This is a genomic window from Streptomyces sp. NPDC044044 (assembly GCF_056434405.1).
In genome coordinates this window covers 137,630-157,916 of sequence record NZ_JBWKFG010000014.1, presented here as the reverse complement: position 1 = coordinate 157,916, position 20,287 = coordinate 137,630, and the positions used below count along the sequence as shown (strand labels likewise).

At 68.1% G+C, this 20,287-nt stretch carries 18 protein-coding genes; 2 read left to right on the top strand and 16 right to left on the bottom strand.

What is annotated here, in order from left to right; translation table 11 throughout:
• Positions 1-113 precede the first annotated feature (113 nt).
• Genes nuoN through AC07AG_RS40450 form a run of 14 tightly spaced genes read right to left on the bottom strand, consistent with a single transcriptional unit; the run spans position 114 to position 16,107 of the window.
• Positions 114-1,778, bottom strand: coding sequence for an NADH-quinone oxidoreductase subunit NuoN (gene nuoN, locus AC07AG_RS40515; protein ID WP_478761895.1), 1,665 nt, complete (start codon positions 1,776-1,778; stop codon positions 114-116).
• A complete protein-coding gene (locus AC07AG_RS40510; protein ID WP_478761893.1) occupies positions 1,775-3,346 on the bottom strand; it encodes an NADH-quinone oxidoreductase subunit M in 1,572 nt (523 codons plus the stop codon). Before AC07AG_RS40510 ends, nuoN begins: the two co-directional genes overlap by 4 nt.
• A gap of 5 nt (positions 3,347-3,351) precedes the next feature.
• Positions 3,352-5,247 carry an NADH-quinone oxidoreductase subunit L gene (nuoL, locus tag AC07AG_RS40505; RefSeq protein WP_478761891.1) on the bottom strand — a complete coding sequence of 632 codons (1,896 nt, stop codon included), beginning with the start codon at positions 5,245-5,247 and terminating at the stop codon, positions 3,352-3,354.
• A 14-nt stretch (positions 5,248-5,261) separates the two neighbouring features.
• The gene (nuoK, locus tag AC07AG_RS40500) at positions 5,262-5,561 is read right to left on the bottom strand and encodes an NADH-quinone oxidoreductase subunit NuoK (RefSeq protein ID WP_478761890.1); all 300 of its coding nucleotides are present in this window, start codon (positions 5,559-5,561) and stop codon (positions 5,262-5,264) included.
• Positions 5,558-6,373, bottom strand: coding sequence for an NADH-quinone oxidoreductase subunit J (locus tag AC07AG_RS40495; RefSeq protein WP_478761888.1), 816 nt, complete (start codon positions 6,371-6,373; stop codon positions 5,558-5,560). Before AC07AG_RS40495 ends, nuoK begins: the two co-directional genes overlap by 4 nt.
• Positions 6,370-7,041 (bottom strand): NADH-quinone oxidoreductase subunit NuoI, encoded by a 672-nt coding sequence (gene nuoI, locus AC07AG_RS40490; protein WP_249588399.1) that lies wholly within the window; start codon positions 7,039-7,041, stop codon positions 6,370-6,372. The genes AC07AG_RS40495 and nuoI overlap by 4 nt, the downstream gene beginning before the upstream one ends.
• A complete protein-coding gene (nuoH, locus tag AC07AG_RS40485) occupies positions 7,034-8,416 on the bottom strand; it encodes an NADH-quinone oxidoreductase subunit NuoH (protein WP_478761947.1) in 1,383 nt (460 codons plus the stop codon). Before nuoH ends, nuoI begins: the two co-directional genes overlap by 8 nt.
• Positions 8,416-10,929: an NADH-quinone oxidoreductase subunit G gene (locus tag AC07AG_RS40480; RefSeq protein ID WP_478761886.1), complete on the bottom strand. Its 2,514-nt coding sequence runs from the start codon at positions 10,927-10,929 to the stop codon at positions 8,416-8,418. The genes nuoH and AC07AG_RS40480 overlap by 1 nt, the downstream gene beginning before the upstream one ends.
• The gene (gene nuoF, locus AC07AG_RS40475; RefSeq protein WP_478761884.1) at positions 10,926-12,290 is read right to left on the bottom strand and encodes an NADH-quinone oxidoreductase subunit NuoF; all 1,365 of its coding nucleotides are present in this window, start codon (positions 12,288-12,290) and stop codon (positions 10,926-10,928) included. The genes AC07AG_RS40480 and nuoF overlap by 4 nt, the downstream gene beginning before the upstream one ends.
• Positions 12,287-13,093: an NADH-quinone oxidoreductase subunit NuoE gene (gene nuoE, locus AC07AG_RS40470; RefSeq protein ID WP_478761945.1), complete on the bottom strand. Its 807-nt coding sequence runs from the start codon at positions 13,091-13,093 to the stop codon at positions 12,287-12,289. The genes nuoF and nuoE overlap by 4 nt, the downstream gene beginning before the upstream one ends.
• A gap of 38 nt (positions 13,094-13,131) precedes the next feature.
• A complete protein-coding gene (locus AC07AG_RS40465; protein WP_478761883.1) occupies positions 13,132-14,454 on the bottom strand; it encodes an NADH-quinone oxidoreductase subunit D in 1,323 nt (440 codons plus the stop codon).
• A complete protein-coding gene (locus AC07AG_RS40460) occupies positions 14,454-15,176 on the bottom strand; it encodes an NADH-quinone oxidoreductase subunit C (RefSeq protein ID WP_478761881.1) in 723 nt (240 codons plus the stop codon). The genes AC07AG_RS40465 and AC07AG_RS40460 overlap by 1 nt, the downstream gene beginning before the upstream one ends.
• Positions 15,173-15,727, bottom strand: coding sequence for a NuoB/complex I 20 kDa subunit family protein (locus tag AC07AG_RS40455; protein ID WP_160506582.1), 555 nt, complete (start codon positions 15,725-15,727; stop codon positions 15,173-15,175). Before AC07AG_RS40455 ends, AC07AG_RS40460 begins: the two co-directional genes overlap by 4 nt.
• A 20-nt stretch (positions 15,728-15,747) precedes the next feature.
• Positions 15,748-16,107 carry an NADH-quinone oxidoreductase subunit A gene (locus tag AC07AG_RS40450; RefSeq protein WP_003992243.1) on the bottom strand — a complete coding sequence of 120 codons (360 nt, stop codon included), beginning with the start codon at positions 16,105-16,107 and terminating at the stop codon, positions 15,748-15,750.
• A gap of 964 nt (positions 16,108-17,071) precedes the next feature.
• Here AC07AG_RS40450 and AC07AG_RS40445 point away from each other — a divergent pair.
• Positions 17,072-17,887 (top strand): C40 family peptidase, encoded by an 816-nt coding sequence (locus tag AC07AG_RS40445; RefSeq protein ID WP_478761879.1) that lies wholly within the window; start codon positions 17,072-17,074, stop codon positions 17,885-17,887.
• 82 nt (positions 17,888-17,969) lie between these two features.
• On the opposite strand, the gene AC07AG_RS40440 is transcribed toward AC07AG_RS40445, so the two are convergent.
• Both AC07AG_RS40440 and AC07AG_RS40435 read right to left on the bottom strand, forming a co-directional pair.
• Positions 17,970-18,296, bottom strand: coding sequence for a putative quinol monooxygenase (locus AC07AG_RS40440; RefSeq protein ID WP_478761878.1), 327 nt, complete (start codon positions 18,294-18,296; stop codon positions 17,970-17,972).
• Positions 18,297-18,357: 61 nt separating this feature from the next.
• Positions 18,358-19,647 carry a geranylgeranyl reductase family protein gene (locus AC07AG_RS40435; protein ID WP_478761877.1) on the bottom strand — a complete coding sequence of 430 codons (1,290 nt, stop codon included), beginning with the start codon at positions 19,645-19,647 and terminating at the stop codon, positions 18,358-18,360.
• Between the two features lie 97 nt (positions 19,648-19,744).
• Here AC07AG_RS40435 and AC07AG_RS40430 point away from each other — a divergent pair, with 97 nt between their 5' ends.
• Positions 19,745-20,269, top strand: coding sequence for a GNAT family N-acetyltransferase (locus AC07AG_RS40430; RefSeq protein ID WP_478761876.1), 525 nt, complete (start codon positions 19,745-19,747; stop codon positions 20,267-20,269).
• The last annotated feature ends 18 nt before the right edge of the window (positions 20,270-20,287 follow it).

Sequence of the window (20,287 nt, the reverse complement as noted above, 5' to 3'; positions counted from 1 at the left end):
CGATAGGGCTCAGCACCGACACCTCTGGAAGTTATCCACAGGCCGCCGCCCGGCACCCCTGTCGGACGGGGTGCCGGGCGGCGGCCATGAAAGCGATAAGGGGAACAGGTGCGCTAGCGGACGAAGACCCCCGCCTGGTTCGCCAGATCCAGGAAGTACTGCGGGGCCACGCCCAGGACCAGCGTCACCGCCACGCCCACGCCGATCGCCGTCATCGTCAGCGGCGAGGGCACGGCCACGGTCGGACCGTCCGCCTTCGGCTCGCTGAAGAACATGAGCACGATCACGCGGATGTAGAAGAACGCCGCGATCGCGGACGAGATCACACCGACCACGACAAGCGCACCGGCGCCGCCCTCGGCAGCCGCCTTGAACACCGCGAACTTTCCGGAGAACCCGGAGGTCAGCGGAATGCCCGCGAAGGCGAGCAGGAAGACCGCGAAGACGGCGGCGACCAGCGGCGAGCGCCGTCCGAGCCCCGCCCACTTCGACAGGTGCGTGGCCTCGCCGCCCGCGTCCCGCACCAGCGTGACCACGGCGAACGCGCCGATCGTCACGAAGGAGTAGGCCCCCAGATAGAAGAGGACCGACGAGATGCCGTCCGGGGTCATGGCGATGACACCGGCGAGGATGAAGCCCGCGTGGGCGATCGAGGAGTACGCGAGCAGCCGCTTGATGTCGGTCTGGGTGATCGCGACGATCGCACCGGCCAGCATCGTGAGGATCACGACGCCCCACATCACGGGACGCCAGTCCCAGCGCAGTCCCGGCAGGACCACGTAGAGCAGCCTCAGCAGCGCGCCGAAGGCGGCCACCTTGGTCGCCGCGGCCATGAAGCCGGTGACCGGGGTGGGCGCGCCCTCGTACACGTCCGGGGTCCACATGTGGAACGGCACCGCGCCCACCTTGAAGAGCAGACCCATGACGATCATCGCGGCGCCGATCAGGAGCAGCGCGTCGTTGCCCATGGTGTCGGCGAGCGCCGGGTTGACCGTCTGGACGCTGCCGTCGATGACCTTCGCGATGGTGCCGTACGACACCGAGCCCGCGTACCCGTACAGCAGGGCGATCCCGAAGAGCAGGAACGCCGAGGAGAACGAGCCGAGCAGGAAGTACTTGACGGCGGCTTCCTGCGACATCAGGCGCTTGCGGCGGGCGAGCGCGCACAGGAGGTAGAGCGGCAGCGAGAAGACCTCGAGGGCGATGAAGAGCGTCAGGAGGTCGTTCGCCGACGGGAAGACGAGCATCCCGCCGATCGCGAAGAGGGCCAGCGGGAACACCTCGGTGGTGGTGAACCCGGCCTTCGTGGCGGCCTTTTCGCCCTCGCTGCCCGGTGTCGCTCCGGCCTGCGCGGCGAACGAGTCGACGCGGTTGCCGTGCGACACCGGGTCGAGCCGCCGCTCCGCGAAGGTGAAGATCGCGACGAGCCCCGCGAGGAGGATCGTGCCCTGCAGGAAGAGCGCGGGTCCGTCGACGGCGATGGCGCCCATCGCGGCGATGTGCGCCTTCGTCGTGCCGTACCCGGTGGCCGCGAGGCCGACGACCGCGGCGAAGGCCGCGGTGAGGGCGACGACGGCGACGAACACCTGCGCGTAGTACCGGGTTTTGCGCGGTACGAAGGCCTCGATGAGGATCCCGATGACCGCCGCGCCGATGACGATCAACGTCGGCGACAGCTGCGCGTACTCGATGGTGGGAGTGTCGATCTTGTCGATCTGATCTTGGGGCGCCGCGGCCGACGCCATTGTCCACAGGCTGTGGACGGCTGATGCGCTCACTTGGCCGCCTCCACGTCGGGCTTCGGGTCCTTCTGCTGTACGTCGGACATGGTGTGCTTGACCGCCGGGTTCACCAGCTCGGTGAGCGGCTTCGGGTAGACACCGAGGCCGATCAGGAGCGCGATCAGCGGTGCGACGACCACGAGTTCACGTACCCGCAGGTCCGGCATGGCCGCGACCTCCGGCTTCACCGGGCCCGTCATCGTCCGCTGGTAGAGGACGAGGGTGTAGAGCGCGGCGAGCACGATGCCGATCGTGGCGATGATCCCGACCACGGGATAGCGCGCGAACGCGCCGACCAGGACCAGGAATTCGCTGACGAACGGTGCGAGCCCCGGCAGCGAGAGCGTCGCGAGACCGCCGATCAGGAAGGTGCCCGCGAGTACGGGTGCGACCTTCTGCACCCCTCCGTAGTCCGCGATGAGCCGCGAACCGCGCCGCGAGATCAGGAAGCCGGCCACCAGCATCAGGGCGGCGGTCGAGATCCCGTGGTTGACCATGTAGAGCGTCGCGCCAGACTGGCCCTGCGAGGTCATCGCGAAGATGCCGAGGATGATGAACCCGAAGTGCGAGATCGACGCGTACGCCACCAGGCGCTTGATGTCGCGCTGGCCGACCGCGAGCAGCGCGCCGTAGATGATGCTGATCAGCGCGAGCACGAGGATGACCGGCGTCGCCCACTTGCTCGCCTCGGGGAAGAGCCCGAGGCAGAACCGCAGCATCGCGAACGTGCCGACCTTGTCGACCACCGCCGTGATCAGCACGGCGACCGGGGCCGTGGACTCGCCCATCGCGTTCGGCAGCCACGTGTGCAGCGGCCACAGCGGCGCCTTCACCGCGAAGGCGAAGAAGAAGCCGAGGAAGAGCCACCGCTCGGTGCTCGTCGCCATCTCCAGCGTGCCGTTGGCCCGCGCCTCGGCGATCTCCTGGAGCGAGAAGTTCCCCGCCACCACGTAGAGGCCGATCACGGCGGCCAGCATGATGAGGCCGCCGACCAGGTTGTAGAGGAGGAACTTCACGGCCGCGTACGAGCGTTGCGCCGACGCGTTCTCGTCGCTGCCCGCGTGGGCGCGGTCCCCGAAGCCGCCGATGAGGAAGTACATCGGGATGAGCATGGCTTCGAAGAAGATGTAGAAGAGGAAGACGTCGGTGGCCGCGAAGGAGATGATCACCATCGCCTCGACGGCGAGGATCAGGGCGAAGAAGCCCTGAGTCGGCCGCCAGCGCGACGACTTGGTCTCCAGGGGGTCGGCGTCGTGCCAGCCCGCCAGGATGATGAAGGGCATCAGGAGCGCGGTGAGCGCGATGAGGGCGACACCGATGCCGTCCACCCCGAGCTCGTACCGCACGCCGAACTCCGCGATCCAGGCGCGGGACTCGGTCAGTTGATAGCGGGATCCGTCGGGGTCGAACCGCACGAGCACGGTCACGGCGAGCGCGAGCGTGGCGAGCGACACGAGCAGCGCGAGCCACTTGGCGGCGGTCCGCCGGGCGGCCGGGACGGCCGCCGTGGCGATCGCCCCGATCGCGGGCAGAGCCGCCGTCGCTGTCAGCAGAGGAAAGGACATCGGTATCAGACCGCCCTCATCAGCAGGGTCGCGGCGATGAGTACCGCAACGCCGCCGAACATCGAGACCGCGTAGGAGCGGGCATAGCCGTTCTGCATCTTGCGCAGCCGCCCGGAGAGCCCGCCGACCGAGGCCGCCGAGCCGTTGACGACTCCGTCGACCAGGGTGTGGTCGACGTAGACCAGGGAGCGGGTGAGGTGCTCTCCGCCGCGGACCAGGACGACGTGGTTGAAGTCGTCCTGGAGGAGATCGCGCCGGGCCGCCCGGGTGAGCAGCGAACCGCGCGGGGCGGTGACCGGGACGGGACGGCGGCCGTACTGGAGCCAGGCGAGGGCCACACCGATGACCAGGACCACCATGGTGGCGCCGGTGACCGTGGTGGCGCTCAGCGGCGAGTGACCGTGGTCGTGCTGGGTGACCGGCTCCAGCCAGTGCACGAAGTGGTCGCCGATGCTGAAGACGCCGCCCGCGAACACCGACCCGAGGGCCAGCACGATCATCGGGATCGTCATGGACTTCGGCGACTCGTGCGGGTGCGGCTCGTTACCTTCCGCATCCGGCTGCCAGCGCTTCTCACCGAAGAACGTCATGAGCATCACGCGCGTCATGTAGAACGCGGTGATCGCGGCGCCGAGCAGCGCGACCGAGCCGAGGATCCAGCCCTCCGTGCCGCCCTTGGCGAACGCCGCCTCGATGATCTTGTCCTTGGAGAAGAAGCCGGACAGACCGGGGAAGCCGATGATCGCCAGATAGCCGAGCCCGAAGGTCACGAAGGTGACCGGCATGTACTTCCTGAGGCCGCCGTACTTCCTCATGTCGACCTCGTCGTTCATGCCGTGCATGACCGAACCGGCCCCGAGGAAGAGCCCGGCCTTGAAGAAGCCGTGCGTCACCAGGTGCATGATCGCGAAGACGTAGCCGATGGGGCCGAGGCCCGCGGCCAGGATCATGTACCCGATCTGGGACATCGTCGAGCCGGCGAGCGCCTTCTTGATGTCGTCCTTCGCGCAACCGACGATCGCACCGAAGAGGAGCGTCACCGCGCCGACGACCGTGACGACCAGCTGCGCGTCCGGGGCGCCGTTGAAGATCGCGCCGGAGCGGACGATCAAGTACACGCCCGCGGTCACCATCGTCGCCGCGTGGATCAGGGCCGAGACCGGGGTCGGGCCCTCCATCGCGTCGCCGAGCCAGGACTGCAGCGGCACCTGGGCCGACTTGCCGCAGGCCGCGAGCAGCAGCATCAGGCCGATGGCCGTCAGCTTGCCCTCCGACGTCTCACCGGTGGCTTCGAGGACCGGCCCGAAGGCGAAGGTCCCGAAGGTGGTGAACATCAGCATGATCGCGATCGACAGGCCCATGTCGCCGACCCTGTTGACCAGGAAGGCCTTCTTCGCGGCGGTGGCCGCGCTGGGCTTGTGCTGCCAGAAGCCGATCAGGAGGTACGAGGCGAGGCCGACGCCCTCCCATCCGACGTACAGCAGGAGGTAGTTGTCGGCGAGGACCAGGATGAGCATCGCCGCGAGGAACAGGTTCAGATAGCCGAAGAAGCGGCGGCGCCGCTCGTCGTGCTCCATGTACCCGATGGAGTAGATGTGGATCAGGGTGCCCACACCGGTGATCAGCAGGACGAACGTCATCGACAGCTGGTCGAGCTGGAAGGCGACGTCCGCCTGGAATCCCTCCACGGGGATCCAGCTGAACAGGTGCTGCGACAGGGAGCGCTCCTCGGCGCCCTTGCCCAGCATGTCGGCGAAGAGCACGACGCCGACGACGAAGGAGGCGGCAGCGAGCAGCGTGCCGAGCCAGTGGCCCACACGGTCCAACCGCCGCCCGCCGCACAGCAGTACGGCCGCTCCGAGCAGAGGCGCCGCTACGAGCAGCGCGATCAGGTTCTCCACTTTTCAGCGACCCCTTACAGCTTCATCAGGCTGGCGTCGTCGACCGAGGCCGAGTGACGGGAGCGGAACAGCGACACGATGATCGCGAGGCCGACCACGACTTCCGCCGCGGCGACGACCATCGTGAAGAACGCGATGATCTGGCCGTCGAGATTGCCGTGCAGCCGGGAGAAGGCGACGAAGGCCAAGTTGCACGCGTTGAGCATCAGCTCGATACACATGAAGACCACGATCGCGTTCCGCCTGAGCAGCACACCGGTGGCGCCGATCGAGAACAACAGCGCCGCGAGATACAGGTAGTTGACCGGATTCACTTCGACGCCTCCTCGGTCGTGGACGACCGCTCGAGACGGTCCTCGGAGCGCTGCTCCAGGGCCCGCAGATCGTCCAGCGCCTCGTCCGACACATCTCGGATCTGGCCGCGCTCACGCAGCGTCTTGTTGACCGTGAGCTCCGACGGGGTGCCGTCGGGGAGCAGGCCGGCGACGTCCACGGCGTTGTGCCGGGCGTAGACACCGGGGGCGGGCAGCGGCGGCAGGTGCTTGCCGCGCACGCGCTCCTCGGACATCTCGCGCTGCGTCTTGGCGCGCTCCGTGCGCTCGCGGTGGGTGAGCACCATCGCGCCGACGGTCGCGGTGATGAGCAGGGCGCCGGTGATCTCGAAGGCGAAGACGTACTTCGTGAAGATGGCCTCGGCGAGGCCCTCCACGTTGCCGCCCGCGTTCGCCTTGCCGAGGCCCGCGAACTCGTTCACCGAGGCGTTCCCGATCCCCCCGAAGAGCAGGATCGCGAAGCCGAAGCCGCAGAGCCCCGCCAGCCAGCGCTGGCCCTTGATGGTCTCCTTCAGGGAGTCGGCGGCGGTGACGCCGACGAGCATGACCACGAAGAGGAAGAGCATCATGATCGCGCCCGTGTAGACGACGACCTGGACGATGCCCAGGAAGTACGCCCCGTTGGCGAGGTAGAAGACCGCCAGGATGATCATGGTCCCGGCGAGACAGAGCGCGCTGTGCACGGCCTTCTTCATGAGGATCGTGCACAGGGCGCCGATCACGGCGACCGTGCCGAGCACCCAGAACTGGACGGCCTCACCGGTGGAGGTGGTGTAGGCGGCGAGCTGCGTCATCGGTTGATCACCTCCCCCGACGCGGGTTCGGAGTCACCGAAGGTGGAAGCGGCTTCCTGGGGCGTCTCGCCCTTGGAGAGGGCCACTTGGGGCACCGTGCCGGGAGCGGCCTCCGTCACCAGACCGCGGTAGTAGTCCTGCTCGTCCGTGCCCGGGAAGATCGAGTGCGGTGACTCGACCATGCCTTCCTCCAGGCCGGCGAGCAGCTGCTCCTTGGTGAAGATGAGCTTCTCGCGGCTGCTGTCGGCCAGCTCGAACTCGTTCGTCATCGTCAACGCGCGCGTGGGGCACGCCTCGATGCACAGGCCGCACAGGATGCAGCGGGCGTAATTGATCTGGTAGACGCGGCCGTACCGCTCGCCCGGGGAGTAGCGCTCCTCCTCGGTGTTGTCCGCGCCCTCCACATAGATCGCGTCCGCGGGGCAGGCCCAGGCGCAGAGCTCACAGCCGATGCACTTCTCCAGGCCGTCCGGATGGCGATTGAGCTGGTGCCTGCCGTGGAAGCGGGGAGCGGTGGTCTTCTCCTGCTCCGGATACTGCTCGGTCAGCCGCTTCTTGAACATGGCCTTGAAGGTCACGCCGAAGCCCGCGACGGGGTTCTGGAACCCCTGCTTCGATTGGTTCGACTCGTGCTGCGACTGGTGTGACTCTTTCTTCGACTCAGCCATCGGACGCCTCCTTTCCGTCACTACGGGTTCCGTCACTTTGAGTATCCGGCCCACCACTGACAATCAACTCCCGCTCCTGACGCGGGCGTCGGCGCGGCACGGGCGGCAGACTCTGTCCGGGCAGCGGCGGGACAGGGAATCCGCCCGCCATCGGGTCGAAGGCGACCGGCTCCTCGCTCTCGGATCGTGCCGCCGTTTCCTTGTCGCGCTTGTCGCGGAAGATGTCGACGACGACGGAGAGCAACAGGAGCGCGATGACTCCGCCGCCCACATAGAGCGCGATCGAGGTGAAGTCGTACTCCTCGTTCCGCATCGCCCTGACCGTCGCGACGAGCATCAGCCAGACGACCGAGACCGGGATCAGGACCTTCCAGCCGAGCTTCATCAGCTGGTCGTAGCGGACGCGTGGCAGCGTGCCGCGCAGCCAGATGAAGAAGAACAGCAGCAGCTGGACCTTGATCACGAACCAGAGCATCGGCCACCAGCCGTGGTTCGCGCCCTCCCAGAAGGTGCTGATGGGATACGGGGCCCGCCAGCCGCCCAGGAAGAGGGTGACCGAGACCGCCGAGACGGTGACCATGTTGACGTACTCGGCGAGCATGAACAGCGCGAACTTGATCGACGAGTACTCGGTGTTGAAGCCGCCGACGAGGTCGCCCTCGGACTCCGGCATGTCGAACGGCGCGCGGTTGGTCTCACCGATCATCGTCACGATGTAGATCAGGAACGAGACCGGAAGCAGCAGGACGTACCAGCGGTCGGCCTGCGCCTCCACGATCGCCGAGGTCGACATCGACCCGGAGTAGAGGAACACCGAGGCGAACGCGGCGCCCATCGCGATCTCGTACGAGATCATCTGGGCGCAGGAGCGCAGACCGCCCAGGAGCGGATAGGTGGAGCCGGAGCTCCAGCCCGCGAGCACGATGCCGTAGATGCCGACCGAGGCGACCGCGAGGATGTAGAGCATCGCGATCGGCAGGTCGGTGAGCTGCATCGTCGTGCGCTGGCCGAAGATCGAGACTTCGTTGCCCGCGGGACCGAAGGGGATCACCGCGATCGCCATGAAGGCCGGGATGGCCGCGATGATCGGCGCGAGGATGTACACCACCTTGTCCGCGCGCTTGACGATCAGGTCTTCCTTGAGCATCAGCTTGATGCCGTCCGCGAGGGACTGCAGCATGCCCCAGGGGCCGTGCCGGTTGGGGCCGATGCGCAGCTGCATCCAGGCGACGACCTTGCGCTCCCACACGATGGAGAAGAGCACCGTCACCATCAGGAACGCGAAGCAGAAGACCGCCTTGAGGGCGACCAGCCACCACGGGTCACGGCCGAACATGGACAGGTCTTCCGCCGCAAGCGGCACCACGGTGTGCATCACGACGTCACCTCCGGGGCCTCAGAGGGCTCCGGCAGGAGCGCCGGGCCGATGCGGACGAGGTCGCCGGGGCGCGCGCCGGTGTCGGAAGTGACGCCTCCCCCGGTCGAGTTCAGCGGCAGCCACACCACGCGGTCGGGCATCTCGGTGACCAGGAGCGGCAGTTCGGTCGTCCCCGCGGACCCGGTGACGGCCAGGACGTCGCCGTCCTTCACGCCCGCCTCGGCCGCGGTGACCGCCGAGAGCCGGGCGACCGCGGCGTGCCGCGTACCGGCGAGCGCCTCGTCGCCCTCCTGGAGACGGCCCTGGTCGAGCAGCAGCCGGTGCCCCGCGAGAACGGCCTCACCGGAGGCGGGCCTCGGCGGCTGAGCGGCGCTCTCCACGGGGTCGGTGGCGTGCGTCCCCTCCCAGCCGCCGAGCCGGTCCAGCTCGCGCCGGGCCGTCGCCAGGTCGGGAAGGCCCAGGTGCACGTCCCCGGCGTCGGCCAGCATGTGCAGCACACGGGCGTCGGTCGGGGCCAGCGTGCGCGTCATCTGGTCGGGCTTGAGCGCGGCGCCGAACATCCGGGCCCTGCCCTCCCAGTTGAGGAAGGTGCCGGGCTTCTCCGCTACCGCGGCCACGGGCAGTACGACATCGGCGTGCTCGGTGACCTCGCTGGGCCGCAGCTCCAGGGAGACCAGGAACCCGACCTCGGAGAGTGCTTCACGCGCGCGTGCCGGGTCGGGAAGGTCGGCGACCTCCACGCCCGCCACGAGCAGCGCGCCCAGTTCGCCGGTCGCCGCCGCCTCGATGATCTGGCCGGTGTCGCGGCCGTAGCGGTGCGGGAGTTCGGCGACGCGCCAGGCGGTCGCGACCTCCTCCCGCGCGCGCGGGTCGGTGGAAGGGCGCCCGCCGGGAAGCAGCGAAGGCAGCGCGCCCGCCTCGACGGCGCCGCGCTCCCCCGCCCTGCGCGGGATCCACACCAGCCGCGCACCGGTCGCGGACGCGACCCGTACGGCGGCGGTGAGCCCGCCCGCCACGGCGGCAAGACGCTCGCCGACCACGATCACCGCTCCCGCGGTGCGCAGCGCATCGGCCGCCTTGGCGCCGTCGCCCTCCAGGCCGGCTCCGGAGGCAAGGGCGTCGAGCCACTTCGTCTCGGTGCCGGGAGCAGCGGGCAACAGCGTGCCGCCCGCCTTCTCCAGGCCGCGGGTCTGGTGCGTCGCGAGGGAGAAGGTCCGCTGGCCGTGCTTGCGCCAGGCCTTGCGGAGCCGCAGGAAGATCCCGGGCGCCTCCTCCTCGGACTCAAGTCCGACGAGCAGGACAGCGGGCGCCTTCTCCACTTCCGCGTACGTGACTCCGGTGCCGTCGAGATCCCGGCCCCGTCCCGCCACGCGTGCGGCGAGGAAGTCGGCCTCCTCGCTGCTGTGCACGCGCGCGCGGAAGTCGATGTCGTTCGTGTCGAGCGCCACGCGCGCGTACTTGCTGTACGCGTAGGCGTCCTCCACGGTGAGGCGGCCGCCGGTCAGCACACCGGCACGGCCGCGCGCGGCGGCGAGCCCGTTGGCCGCTGCTTCGAGAGCCTCGGGCCAGCTCGCGGTCTCCAGCTCACCCGTCTCGGAGTTGCGCACCAGCGGCGTGGTGAGGCGGTCCGGCTTCTGCGCGTAACGGAAGCCGAAGCGCCCCTTGTCGCAGAGCCACTCCTCGTTGACCTCGGGGTCGTCCGCGGCGAGGCGCCGCATGACCTTGCCGCGCCGGTGGTCGGTGCGGGTCGCGCAGCCGCCCGCGCAGTGCTCGCAGACCGACGGCGAAGACACCAGGTCGAAGGGCCGGGAGCGGAAGCGATACGCCGCCGATGTCAGCGCGCCGACCGGACAGATCTGGATGGTGTTCCCGGAGAAGTACGACTCGAAGGGATCACCCTCGCCCGTACCGACCTGCTGGAGCGCACCGCGCTCGAGCAGCTCGATCATCGGGTCGCCCGCGATCTGGTTGGAGAACCGGGTGCAGCGCGCGCAGAGCACACACCGCTCGCGGTCGAGAAGGACCTGCGTCGAAATCGGCACCGGCTTCTCGAACGTCCGCTTCTTGCCCTCGAAGCGGGTGTCCGTGTCGCCGACCTGCATCGCCTGGTTCTGCAGCGGGCACTCGCCGCCCTTGTCGCAGACCGGGCAGTCCAGCGGGTGGTTGATGAGGAGCAGCTCCATCACACCGCGCTGCGCCTTCTCGGCGACCGGCGAGGAGAGCTGCGACTTCACGACCATGCCGTCGGTGCAGGTGATGGTGCAGGAGGCCATCGGCTTGCGCTGGCCCTCCACCTCGACGATGCACTGGCGGCAGGCGCCCGCCGGGTCGAGCAGCGGGTGGTCGCAGAACCGGGGGATCTCGATGCCGAGGAGCTCGGCGGCCCGGATGACCAGCGTCCCCTTGGGGACGCTGATCTCGATGCCGTCGATCGTCAGCGACACGAGGTCCTCCGGCGGGACCGCCGGCTCGCCTCCTCCGGAGGGAGCGCTGTTGGTGGTCACTGTCATGCGTTCACCTCCGAGTTTTTGGCGGGCCGGTCGGCCCAGAGAGTCGACTTGGCCGGGTCGAAGGGGCAGCCCTTGCCGGTGATGTGCTCCTCGTACTCCTCGCGGAAGTACTTGAGCGAGGAGAAGATCGGCGACGCGGCGCCGTCGCCGAGAGCGCAGAAGGACTTGCCGTTGATGTTGTCGGCGATGTCGTTCAGCTTGTCGAGGTCGGACATGACGCCCTTGCCTGCCTCGATGTCGCGGAGCAACTGCACCAGCCAGTACGTCCCTTCGCGGCAGGGCGTGCACTTTCCGCAGGACTCATGGGCGTAGAACTCGGTCCAGCGCGTGACGGCCCGCACCACGCAGGTCGTCTCGTCGAAGCACTGCAGTGCCTTCGTGCCGAGCATCGATCCGGCGGCGCCCACGCCCTCGTAGTCCAGGGGGACGTCGAGGTGCTCGTCGGTGAACATCGGCGTCGAAGAGCCGCCCGGCGTCCAGAACTTGAGCCGGTGGCCCGCCCTGATCCCGCCGCTCATGTCGAGCAGCTGGCGCAGAGTGATGCCGAGGGGGGCCTCGTACTGGCCGGGGCTCGTGACGTGGCCGCTCAGCGAGTAGAGCGTGAAGCCCGGGGACTTCTCGCTTCCCATCGACTTGAACCAGTCTTTTCCGCGATTCAGGATCGCGGGAACCGACGCGATGGATTCGACGTTATTGACGACAGTGGGGCATGCGTAGAGGCCCGCGACGGCCGGGAAAGGGGGACGCAGTCGCGGCTGGCCACGGCGGCCTTCGAGCGAGTCGAGCAGCGCGGTCTCCTCACCACAGATGTACGCGCCAGCGCCCGCGTGCACGGTGAGTTCGAGATCGAGTCCGCTGCCCAGGATGTTCTCGCCCAGGAATCCCGCCTCTTTCGCCTCACGCACGGCCTCGTGCAGCCGCCGGAGCACGGGGACGACTTCACCACGCAGATAGATGAAGGCATGCGACGAACGGATCGCGTAACAGGCGATCACGATGCCCTCGATGAGGCTATGCGGGTTCGCGAAGAGGAGCGGGATGTCCTTACAGGTCCCCGGCTCCGATTCGTCGGCGTTGACAACTAGATAGTGCGGCTTTCCATCTCCCTGCGGAATGAACTGCCATTTCATTCCGGTGGGGAATCCCGCACCGCCCCTGCCGCGCAGACCGGAGTCCTTCACGTACGCGATGAGGTCGTCCGGCGCCATGGCCAGGGCCTTGCGCAGGCCTTCGTACCCCTCGTGCCGTCGGTAGGTGTCGAGCGTCCAGGACTCCTCCTCGTCCCAGAACGCCGAAAGCACCGGCGCGAGCAGCTTCTCGGGGCTCGTCTCGTTGTCGATCTCGGCTGCCAAGGTCATCACTCCCCCTCCTCGGCCGTCGGTCCGGCCGGGTGGGCCGGGTCGGATGCCGAGGTCTGCTGCGGTGCGTCGTGCGAGCTGAGGTGCTCGGCAGGCGCCTCGTCCTGCGGCCCGCCCGTGCGCGGGTGGACCACCCGGGGCTGCGGCAACTCGCCCTTGGCCAGGCGCAGTCCGATCAGCGAGGCCGGGCCCGCGCCGCCGCTCGCCTCGACGGCGCCCGCGCGCTCGTCCGGGAAGCCCGCCAGGATCCGGGCCGTCTCCTTGTACGTGCACAAGGGGGCGCCGCGGGTCGGCTCGACCTGCACGCCCGCGCGCAGGTCGTCGACGAGCCGCTTGGCGGTCTCGGGAGTCTGGTTGTCGAAGAACTCCCAGTTGACCATCACGACGGGAGCGAAGTCGCAGGCCGCGTTGCACTCGATGTGCTCCAGCGTGACCTTGCCGTCCTCCGTGGTCCCTTCGTTGCCGACACCCAGGTGCTCCTGGAGCGACTCGAAGATCGCGTCGCCGCCCATGACGGCGCACAGCGTGTTGGTGCAGACGCCCACTTGGTAGTCACCGGAGGGCTTGCGCCGGTACATCGTGTAGAAGGTCGCGACCGCGGTGACCTCGGCGGTGGTCAGGCCGAGCACCTCCGCGCAGAAGGCCATGCCCGTGCGCGTGACGTGGCCCTCCTCGGACTGCACGAGGTGCAGCAGCGGGAGCAGCGCGGACCGGGAGTCCGGGTAGCGGGCGATGACCTCCTTGGCGTCCGCGTCGAGCCTGGCCCGTACGTCGGCCGGGAAGTCGGGGGCGGGGAGTTGGGGCATGCCCAGGCTGACGCCCGTGCCCTGTTGGGGAGTGGTGGTCACCGGTCGACGCCTCCCATCACGGGGTCGATGGACGCGACGGCGACGATGACGTCGGCGACCTGGCCGCCCTCGCACATCGCCGCCATGGCCTGCAGGTTGGTGAAGGACGGGTCGCGGAAGTGGACCCGGTAGGGGCGGGTGCCGCCGTCGGAGACGACATGCACGCCGAGCTCGCCCTTGGGCGACTCGACCGCGGTGTACGCCTGCCCGGCCGGGACCCTGAAGCCCTCGGTCACCAGCTTGAAGTGGTGGATCAGGGCCTCCATGGAGGTGCCCATGATCTTCTTGATGTGATCGAGCGAGTTGCCCAATCCGTCCGGGCCGAGCGCCAGTTGCGCGGGCCAGGCGATCTTCTTGTCGCCGACCATGACCGGACCCGGCTCCAGGCGGTCCAGGCACTGCTCGACGATGCGCAGCGACTGGCGCATCTCCTCCAGGCGGATCAGGAAGCGTCCGTAGGAGTCGCAGGTGTCGGCGGTCGGCACGTCGAACTCGTAGTTCTCGTAGCCGCAGTAGGGGTCCGACTTGCGCAGGTCGTGCGGCAGACCCGCCGAGCGCAGGACGGGTCCCGTGGCGCCGAGGGCCATGCAGCCCGCGAGGTCGAGATAGCCGACGTCCTGCATACGGGCCTTGAAGATGGGGTTACCGGTGGCGAGCTTGTCGTACTCGCCGAGGTTCTTGCTCATCTTCTTCACGAACTCGCGGATCTGGTCCACAGCGCCCGGGGGCAGGTCCTGTGCGAGCCCGCCGGGCCGGACGTACGCGTGGTTCATGCGCAGGCCGGTGATCAGCTCGAAGATGTCGAGAACGAGTTCACGATCGCGGAAGCCGTAGATCATGATCGTCGTCGCGCCCAGCTCCATGCCGCCGGTGGCGATGCACACCAGGTGCGAGGAGAGCCGGTTGAGCTCCATCAGGAGCACGCGGATGACCGAGGCGCGGTCCGGGATCTGGTCCTCGATGCCGAGGAGCTTCTCGACCCCCAGGCAGTACGCCGTCTCGTTGAAGAACGGCGTCAGGTAGTCCATGCGCGTGACGAACGTCGTGCCCTGCGTCCACGTGCGGTATTCGAGGTTCTTCTCGATGCCCGTGTGCAGATAGCCGATGCCGCAGCGGGCCTCGGAGACGGTCTCGCCCTCGATCTCCAGGATGAGCCGGAGCACACCATGGGTGGAGGGGTGCTGCGGACCCATGTTGACGATGATGCGCTCGTCGTCGGACCGGGCCGCGGACTGGACGACCTCGTCCCAGTCGCCGCCGGTGACTGTATATACAGTCCCCTCGGTCGTCTCGCGCGCGGATGCATGTGACGTGCTCATCAGCTGTACGACCTCCGCTGGTCCGGAGCCGGGATCTGGGCGCCCTTGTACTCGACGGGGATGCCGCCGAGGGGGTAGTCCTTGCGCTGCGGGAAGCCCTGCCAGTCGTCCGGCATCATGATCCGCGTAAGCGCCGGGTGACCGTCGAAGATCAGGCCGAAGAAGTCGTACGTCTCGCGCTCGTGCCAGTCGTTCGTCGGATAGACCGCGACCAGCGAGGGGACGTGCGGATCGGCGTCAGGGGCACTGACTTCGAGCCGGATCAGGCGGTTGTGGGTGATCGAGCGCAGGTGGTAGACGGCGTGCAGCTCGCGGCCCTTGTCCTCGAGGAAGTGCACCCCCGAGACGCCCGTGCAGAGCTCGAAGCGCAGGGCCGGGTCGTCGCGCAGGGTCTGGGCGACCCTGACGAGATGCTCGCGCGCGATGTGGAAGGTGAGCTCGTCGCGGTCGACGACCGTCTTCTCGATCGCGTTCTCCGGCAGGAGCCCCTGCTCTTCCAGGGCTCCCTCCAGCTCGTCCGCGACTTCGTCGAACCAGCCGCCGTAGGGGCGCGCGGTGGCACCCGGCAGGGTGACCGTCCGCACGAGCCCGCCGTAACCGGATGTGTCACCGCCGTTATTGGCGCCGAACATGCCCTTGCGTACGCCGATGACCTCGCCGGCCTCGTCGCGGGGGGCAGGGACGCCGTTTCCGTTCAGGTGTTCGTCGTGGGCGTCGCTCACCGCAGCAGCCCCTTCATCTCGATGGTGGGGAGCGCCTTCAGGGCCGCCTCCTCCGCCTCGCGGGCCGCTTCCTCCGCGTTGACCCCGAGCTTGCCGCCCTGGATCTTCTGGTGGAGCTTGAGGATCGCGTCCATCAGCATCTCGGGCCGCGGCGGACAGCCGGGCAAATAGATGTCAACAGGGACAATGTGGTCCACACCCTGCACAATCGCGTAATTGTTGAACATCCCGCCCGATGAAGCGCAAACCCCCATGGAAATGACCCACTTGGGGTTGGGCATCTGGTCATAGACCTGCCGCAGGACCGGCGCCATCTTCTGGCTCACTCGCCCGGCCACGATCATCAGGTCGGCCTGGCGCGGTGAACCGCGGAAGACCTCCATGCCGAAGCGAGCCAGGTCGTAGCGCCCGGCTCCCGTCGTCATCATCTCGATGGCGCAGCACGCGAGGCCGAAGGTCGCGGGGAAGACGGATGACTTGCGCACCCAGCCCGCGGCCTGTTCGACGGTGGTGAGCAGAAATCCGCTCGGCAGTTTCTCTTCGAGTCCCATGCTCTTTGCCCCTCAGACCCTTAGTCCCATTCCAGGCCGCCACGCCGCCATACGTACGCGTACGCGACGAAGACGGTGAGCACGAAGAGCAGCATCTCCACGAGCCCGAAAATCCCCAGCGCGTCGAAGGTGACGGCCCAGGGGTAAAGGAAGACGATCTCGATGTCGAAGACGATGAAGAGCATCGCCGTCAGGTAGTACTTGATGGGGAATCGCCCACCACCGGCCGGAGTCGGCGTCGGCTCGATTCCGCACTCATACGCCTCGAGCTTGGCGCGGTTGTACCGCTTTGGACCGATAAGCGTGGCCATGACCACGGAGAAGATCGCAAAGCCTGCCCCGAGGGCTCCCAGCACGAGGATGGGCGCATAGGCGTTCACGCTCCTCGCTCCTCTCAGTCGGCACTGACTGTTGGCGGTTGCATCGGACTGCGGCCCGCGAAGATCGCGTACATGTGAAGCAGGTCACAAGCCCAACTGCCCCGCATCTTATGCCCGCCGGTCTGTGATCTGCGACACGGGGTGCGACAACGGCTTTGTGATCTCCACCACCTGACGAAGGATCATGAAGTCGGATGAGCGGTGATCTTCATACGCGAAGCGCCTGAGTGATCACCAGAGGTGACATCTTTGCGAGTTACCGCTGGTCGGGAGGGGGTCGCCCTATCAAGCGATGGCCGCCGCAGGCAAATTGGCGCTGGACGCGATGGCTTGATAATGGCGGCTCGTTCACACTTTGGCGGGAGAGGTGTGGATGAGGGTGGACGGCCGTGGATGCGTGCACGAATTCACGAGCGGGCGGCGTGCGGCTGACGGCGACCGATTCGACGCTCGGACCGAGGGGCGAATCGAGGCTCGGACCGAGGGGCGGATCGACACCCGGTCCGCATCGATCCGACGCCGGTTGCTCTTCGACCCCACGCCGGTTCCGCGTCGACCGAATGCCGGATCCGCATCGACCCGACACCCGCCCCCCGTCGATCCGGCGTCGATCCGTCACCGATCCCCCACACCCACAACACCCCTGATTTCTTCGGGAGATCTCAGGAAGGTCTCGGCGGGATCTCAGGGAGATCCCCTAGGGTCAAACATGTGACCTGTGCCACACCTCATGATCCGGCGGAGAAGCGGGGCTTGGCCAACCGACTCAACCGGTGGTAGTCCACGGGCAATTCGGGCGTATCGCAGAAAACCCGTGATCACAGGCGTGATCGGCGTTGTCCGCATTGCCCGTTACGGCGTCAATAAGAAGTGACACGCCCGGGATTCGAGGCCTCCACGGGCAACTGTGGCGCAGCCCACGTTTCTTGAAGGGAACCCGGACTCCCTGATAGCGGTTGGTCTCATGTCCCACACCGCTCACATACCCAGCCACCGGAAGCCCCGTCGTAGCGCCACGAAGCAGGCCCTGCGCGCCGGAGTTGCCGGTGGCGTCCTCAGCACCCTGGCAGTGGCCGCGGCAGCTGGCACGGCGACCGCCGCCGAGCCGGTGACCGAGACCATCGAAATGCCCACGCTCACCACGGATCTCTCCACGCAGATCGCGCAGTCCGCGGAAGCCACCCAGCAGACCGCCGACAGCTACCAGCTCCGTGCCGAGCAGGACGCGGCCGCCGTGAAGGCCGCCAAGCAGGCCAAGGAAGACCAGGCCCAGGCCGAGAAGAAGGCCGAGGCCAAGGCGAAGGCCGAGGCCGCCGCCAAGAAGAAGGCGGAGGAGGAGCGCGCCTCGCGTTCCGCCGAGCGCACGACGCTCAGCGCCGCCGGCGGCTCCAGCGCCTCGTCCGCCGATGTGGCCGCCCCGGCCAGCGGCAGCGTCGGCTCGGTCATCAGCTTCCTCAAGGCCCAGCTCGGCGACGCGTACGTCATGGGTGCCTCAGGACCCAACGCCTGGGACTGCTCCAGCCTCGTCCAGGCCGCGTTCAAGCAGGCGGGCGTGGACCTTCCGCGCGTCTCGCAGGACCAGTCGGTCTCGGGCACCCCGGTCTCGCTCTCCAACGTCCAGGTGGGCGACATCCTTTACTGGGGTGGCGCGGGCTCCGCGTACCACGTGGGTGTGTACATCGGTAACGGTCAGTACCTCGACGCCGCCAACCCCGGCAAGGGCGTTGTCATCCAGGACCTGTCGGGCTACCCCGCCGACGGTGCCGTGCGCGTCCTCTGAGGGCCCTCACAGCCATCCAGAAGGGCCCGGAACCCCCCTGCGGGGTCCCGGGCCCTTCTGTGCGTCCAGCGAGGCTCAGGCGTCAGCTCTTCGGCGAGAGCTCGCCCATCTCCGACCAGCTGCTGCCCGGGATCTCCGTGTGGATGATCTCCGGGGTCTTGGCGATCGCCTCGGACATCGTCTCCATGGCGGCCTTGAAGTGGTCGGAACCGACGTGCACGGCGCCCGCCTCCTGGGAGGCGAAGCCCTCCAGGAGGACGAACTGGTTGGGGTCGTCCACGCTGCGGGACCAGTCGTAGAAGAGGTTGCCCTCTTCCGCGCGCGTGGCCCGCGTGAACTCGGCGGTCCGCTCCAGCCAGGTGTCGGCGTGCTCGGGGCGGACGGTGAACTTGACGGCGATGAAAATCATGCGACCAGCCTCGTACCACCCACGGGCCAAGGGCAAATCGGACAGATGCTCCGACAGCCGATCACGCCTTCGGGGCCACCTTGCTCAGGCCGTTGATGATGCGGTCCATCGCGTCGCCGCCCGTCGGGTCGGTCAGGTTCGCCAGCATCTTCAGCGTGAAGCGCATCAGCATCGGGTGGGTCAGTCCGCGCTGCGTGGCGATCTTCATGATCTTCGGGTTGCCGATGAGCTTCACGAAGGCGCGGCCCAGCGTGTAGTAGCCGCCGTAGGTGTCCTTGAGGACCTTCGGGTAGTTGTGCAGCGCCAGTTCGCGCTGGCCCGGGGTCGAGCGGGCGTGCGCCTGGACGATGACGTCCGCCGCGATCTGCCCGGACTCCATGGCGTACGCGATGCCCTCGCCGTTGAAGGGGTTCACCATGCCGCCCGCGTCGCCGACCAGGAGCAGGCCCTTGGTGTAGTGCGGCTGGCGGTTGAAGGCCATGGGCAGGGCGGCGCCGCGGATCGGCATCGTCATGTTGTCCGGGGTGTAGCCCCAGTCCTCGGGCATCGAGGCGCACCAGGCCTTCAACACCTCGCGCCAGTCCAGCTCCTTGTAGGCGGATGAGGAGTCGAGGATGCCGAGCCCGACGTTCGACGTGCCGTCACCCATGCCGAAGATCCAGCCGTAGCCGGGAAGGAGCCGGTCCTCGGAGCCACGCCGGTCCCACAGCTCCAGCCAGGACTCCAGGTAGTCGTCGTCGTGGCGGGGCGAGGTGAAGTACGTACGGACGGCGACGCCCATCGGGCGGTCGTCGCGGCGGTGCAGCCCCATCGCGAGGGAGAGCCGCGTCGAGTTGCCGTCGGCGGCGACCACCAGCGGGGCGTGGAAGGTGACCGGGGTCTTCTCCTCGCCGAGCTTGGCGTGCACGCCGGTGATGCGGCCCGTGCGGTCGTCGACGATCGGGGCGCCGACGTTGCAGCGCTGGTACAGGCGGGCGCCGGCCTTCTGGGCCTGGTTGGCGAGCTGCTCGTCGAAGTCGTCGCGCTTACGGACGAGGCCGTAGTTCGGGTAGGCGGCGAGTTCCGGCCAATCCAGTTGGAGGCGAACGCCGCCCCCGATGATCCGCAGGCCCTTGTTCCGCAGCCAGCCCGCCTCCTCGGAGATGTCGATCCCCATGGACACGAGCTGTTTGGTGGCGCGCGGCGTCAGACCGTCGCCGCAGACCTTTTCCCTTGGGAACGCGGTCTTCTCCAGGAGGAGTACGTCGAGTCCGGCCTTCGCCAAGTAGTAGGCGGTCGTGGAACCGGCTGGCCCGGCCCCGACGACGATCACATCAGCGGTGTGTTCGGTGAGGGGCTGGGGCTCGGTCACGGCGGGTTCTCCCCAAGGCTCGAAATCTGTGTGCCGGAGGGCACGGGTTATGGGCAGTCTATGCAGCGGTACTGATCAGCCAGCCGAAGGGCCACCCGTGACAAAGCAGGCACTGCCGACGAAGACCCTGCCCGCCGTACACCTGCGTGTTCCGACCCACGAGGACGCCTTCGTCTGGCACCGGCTCTTCGACGACCCGGACGTCATGGAGTTCTTCGGCAGCGGCGCGTCGGCCGAGCTCTCCGTGTACGAGGAGCTGACCGCCCGGCAGCGCAGACACGACGCCGAACACGGTTTCTGCTTCTGGACGTTGCTCGACGCGGACGGCGAGCCGATCGGCTTCACCGGAGCGCAGCCCTGGCCGCACGAGTGGGGGCCCAAGGGCGAGATCGAGATCGGCTGGCGGCTCGGCCGCGCCGCCTGGGGCAAGGGGTACGCGACCGCCGCCGCGCAGGCCACCCTGGAGCGGGTGCGCGCGGCGGGCGTGGAGCACGTGGTGGCGATGGTCGACGCCCGCAACGCACGGTCCGCAGCGGTGGCCCGGCGGCTCGGCATGGAGCTGGCCGAGACCTTCACGACGCCGTCGAAGCGGCAGGCACAGCGCTTCCGGCTCGCCCTGTAGCGGTCTACCCTGCCGGTA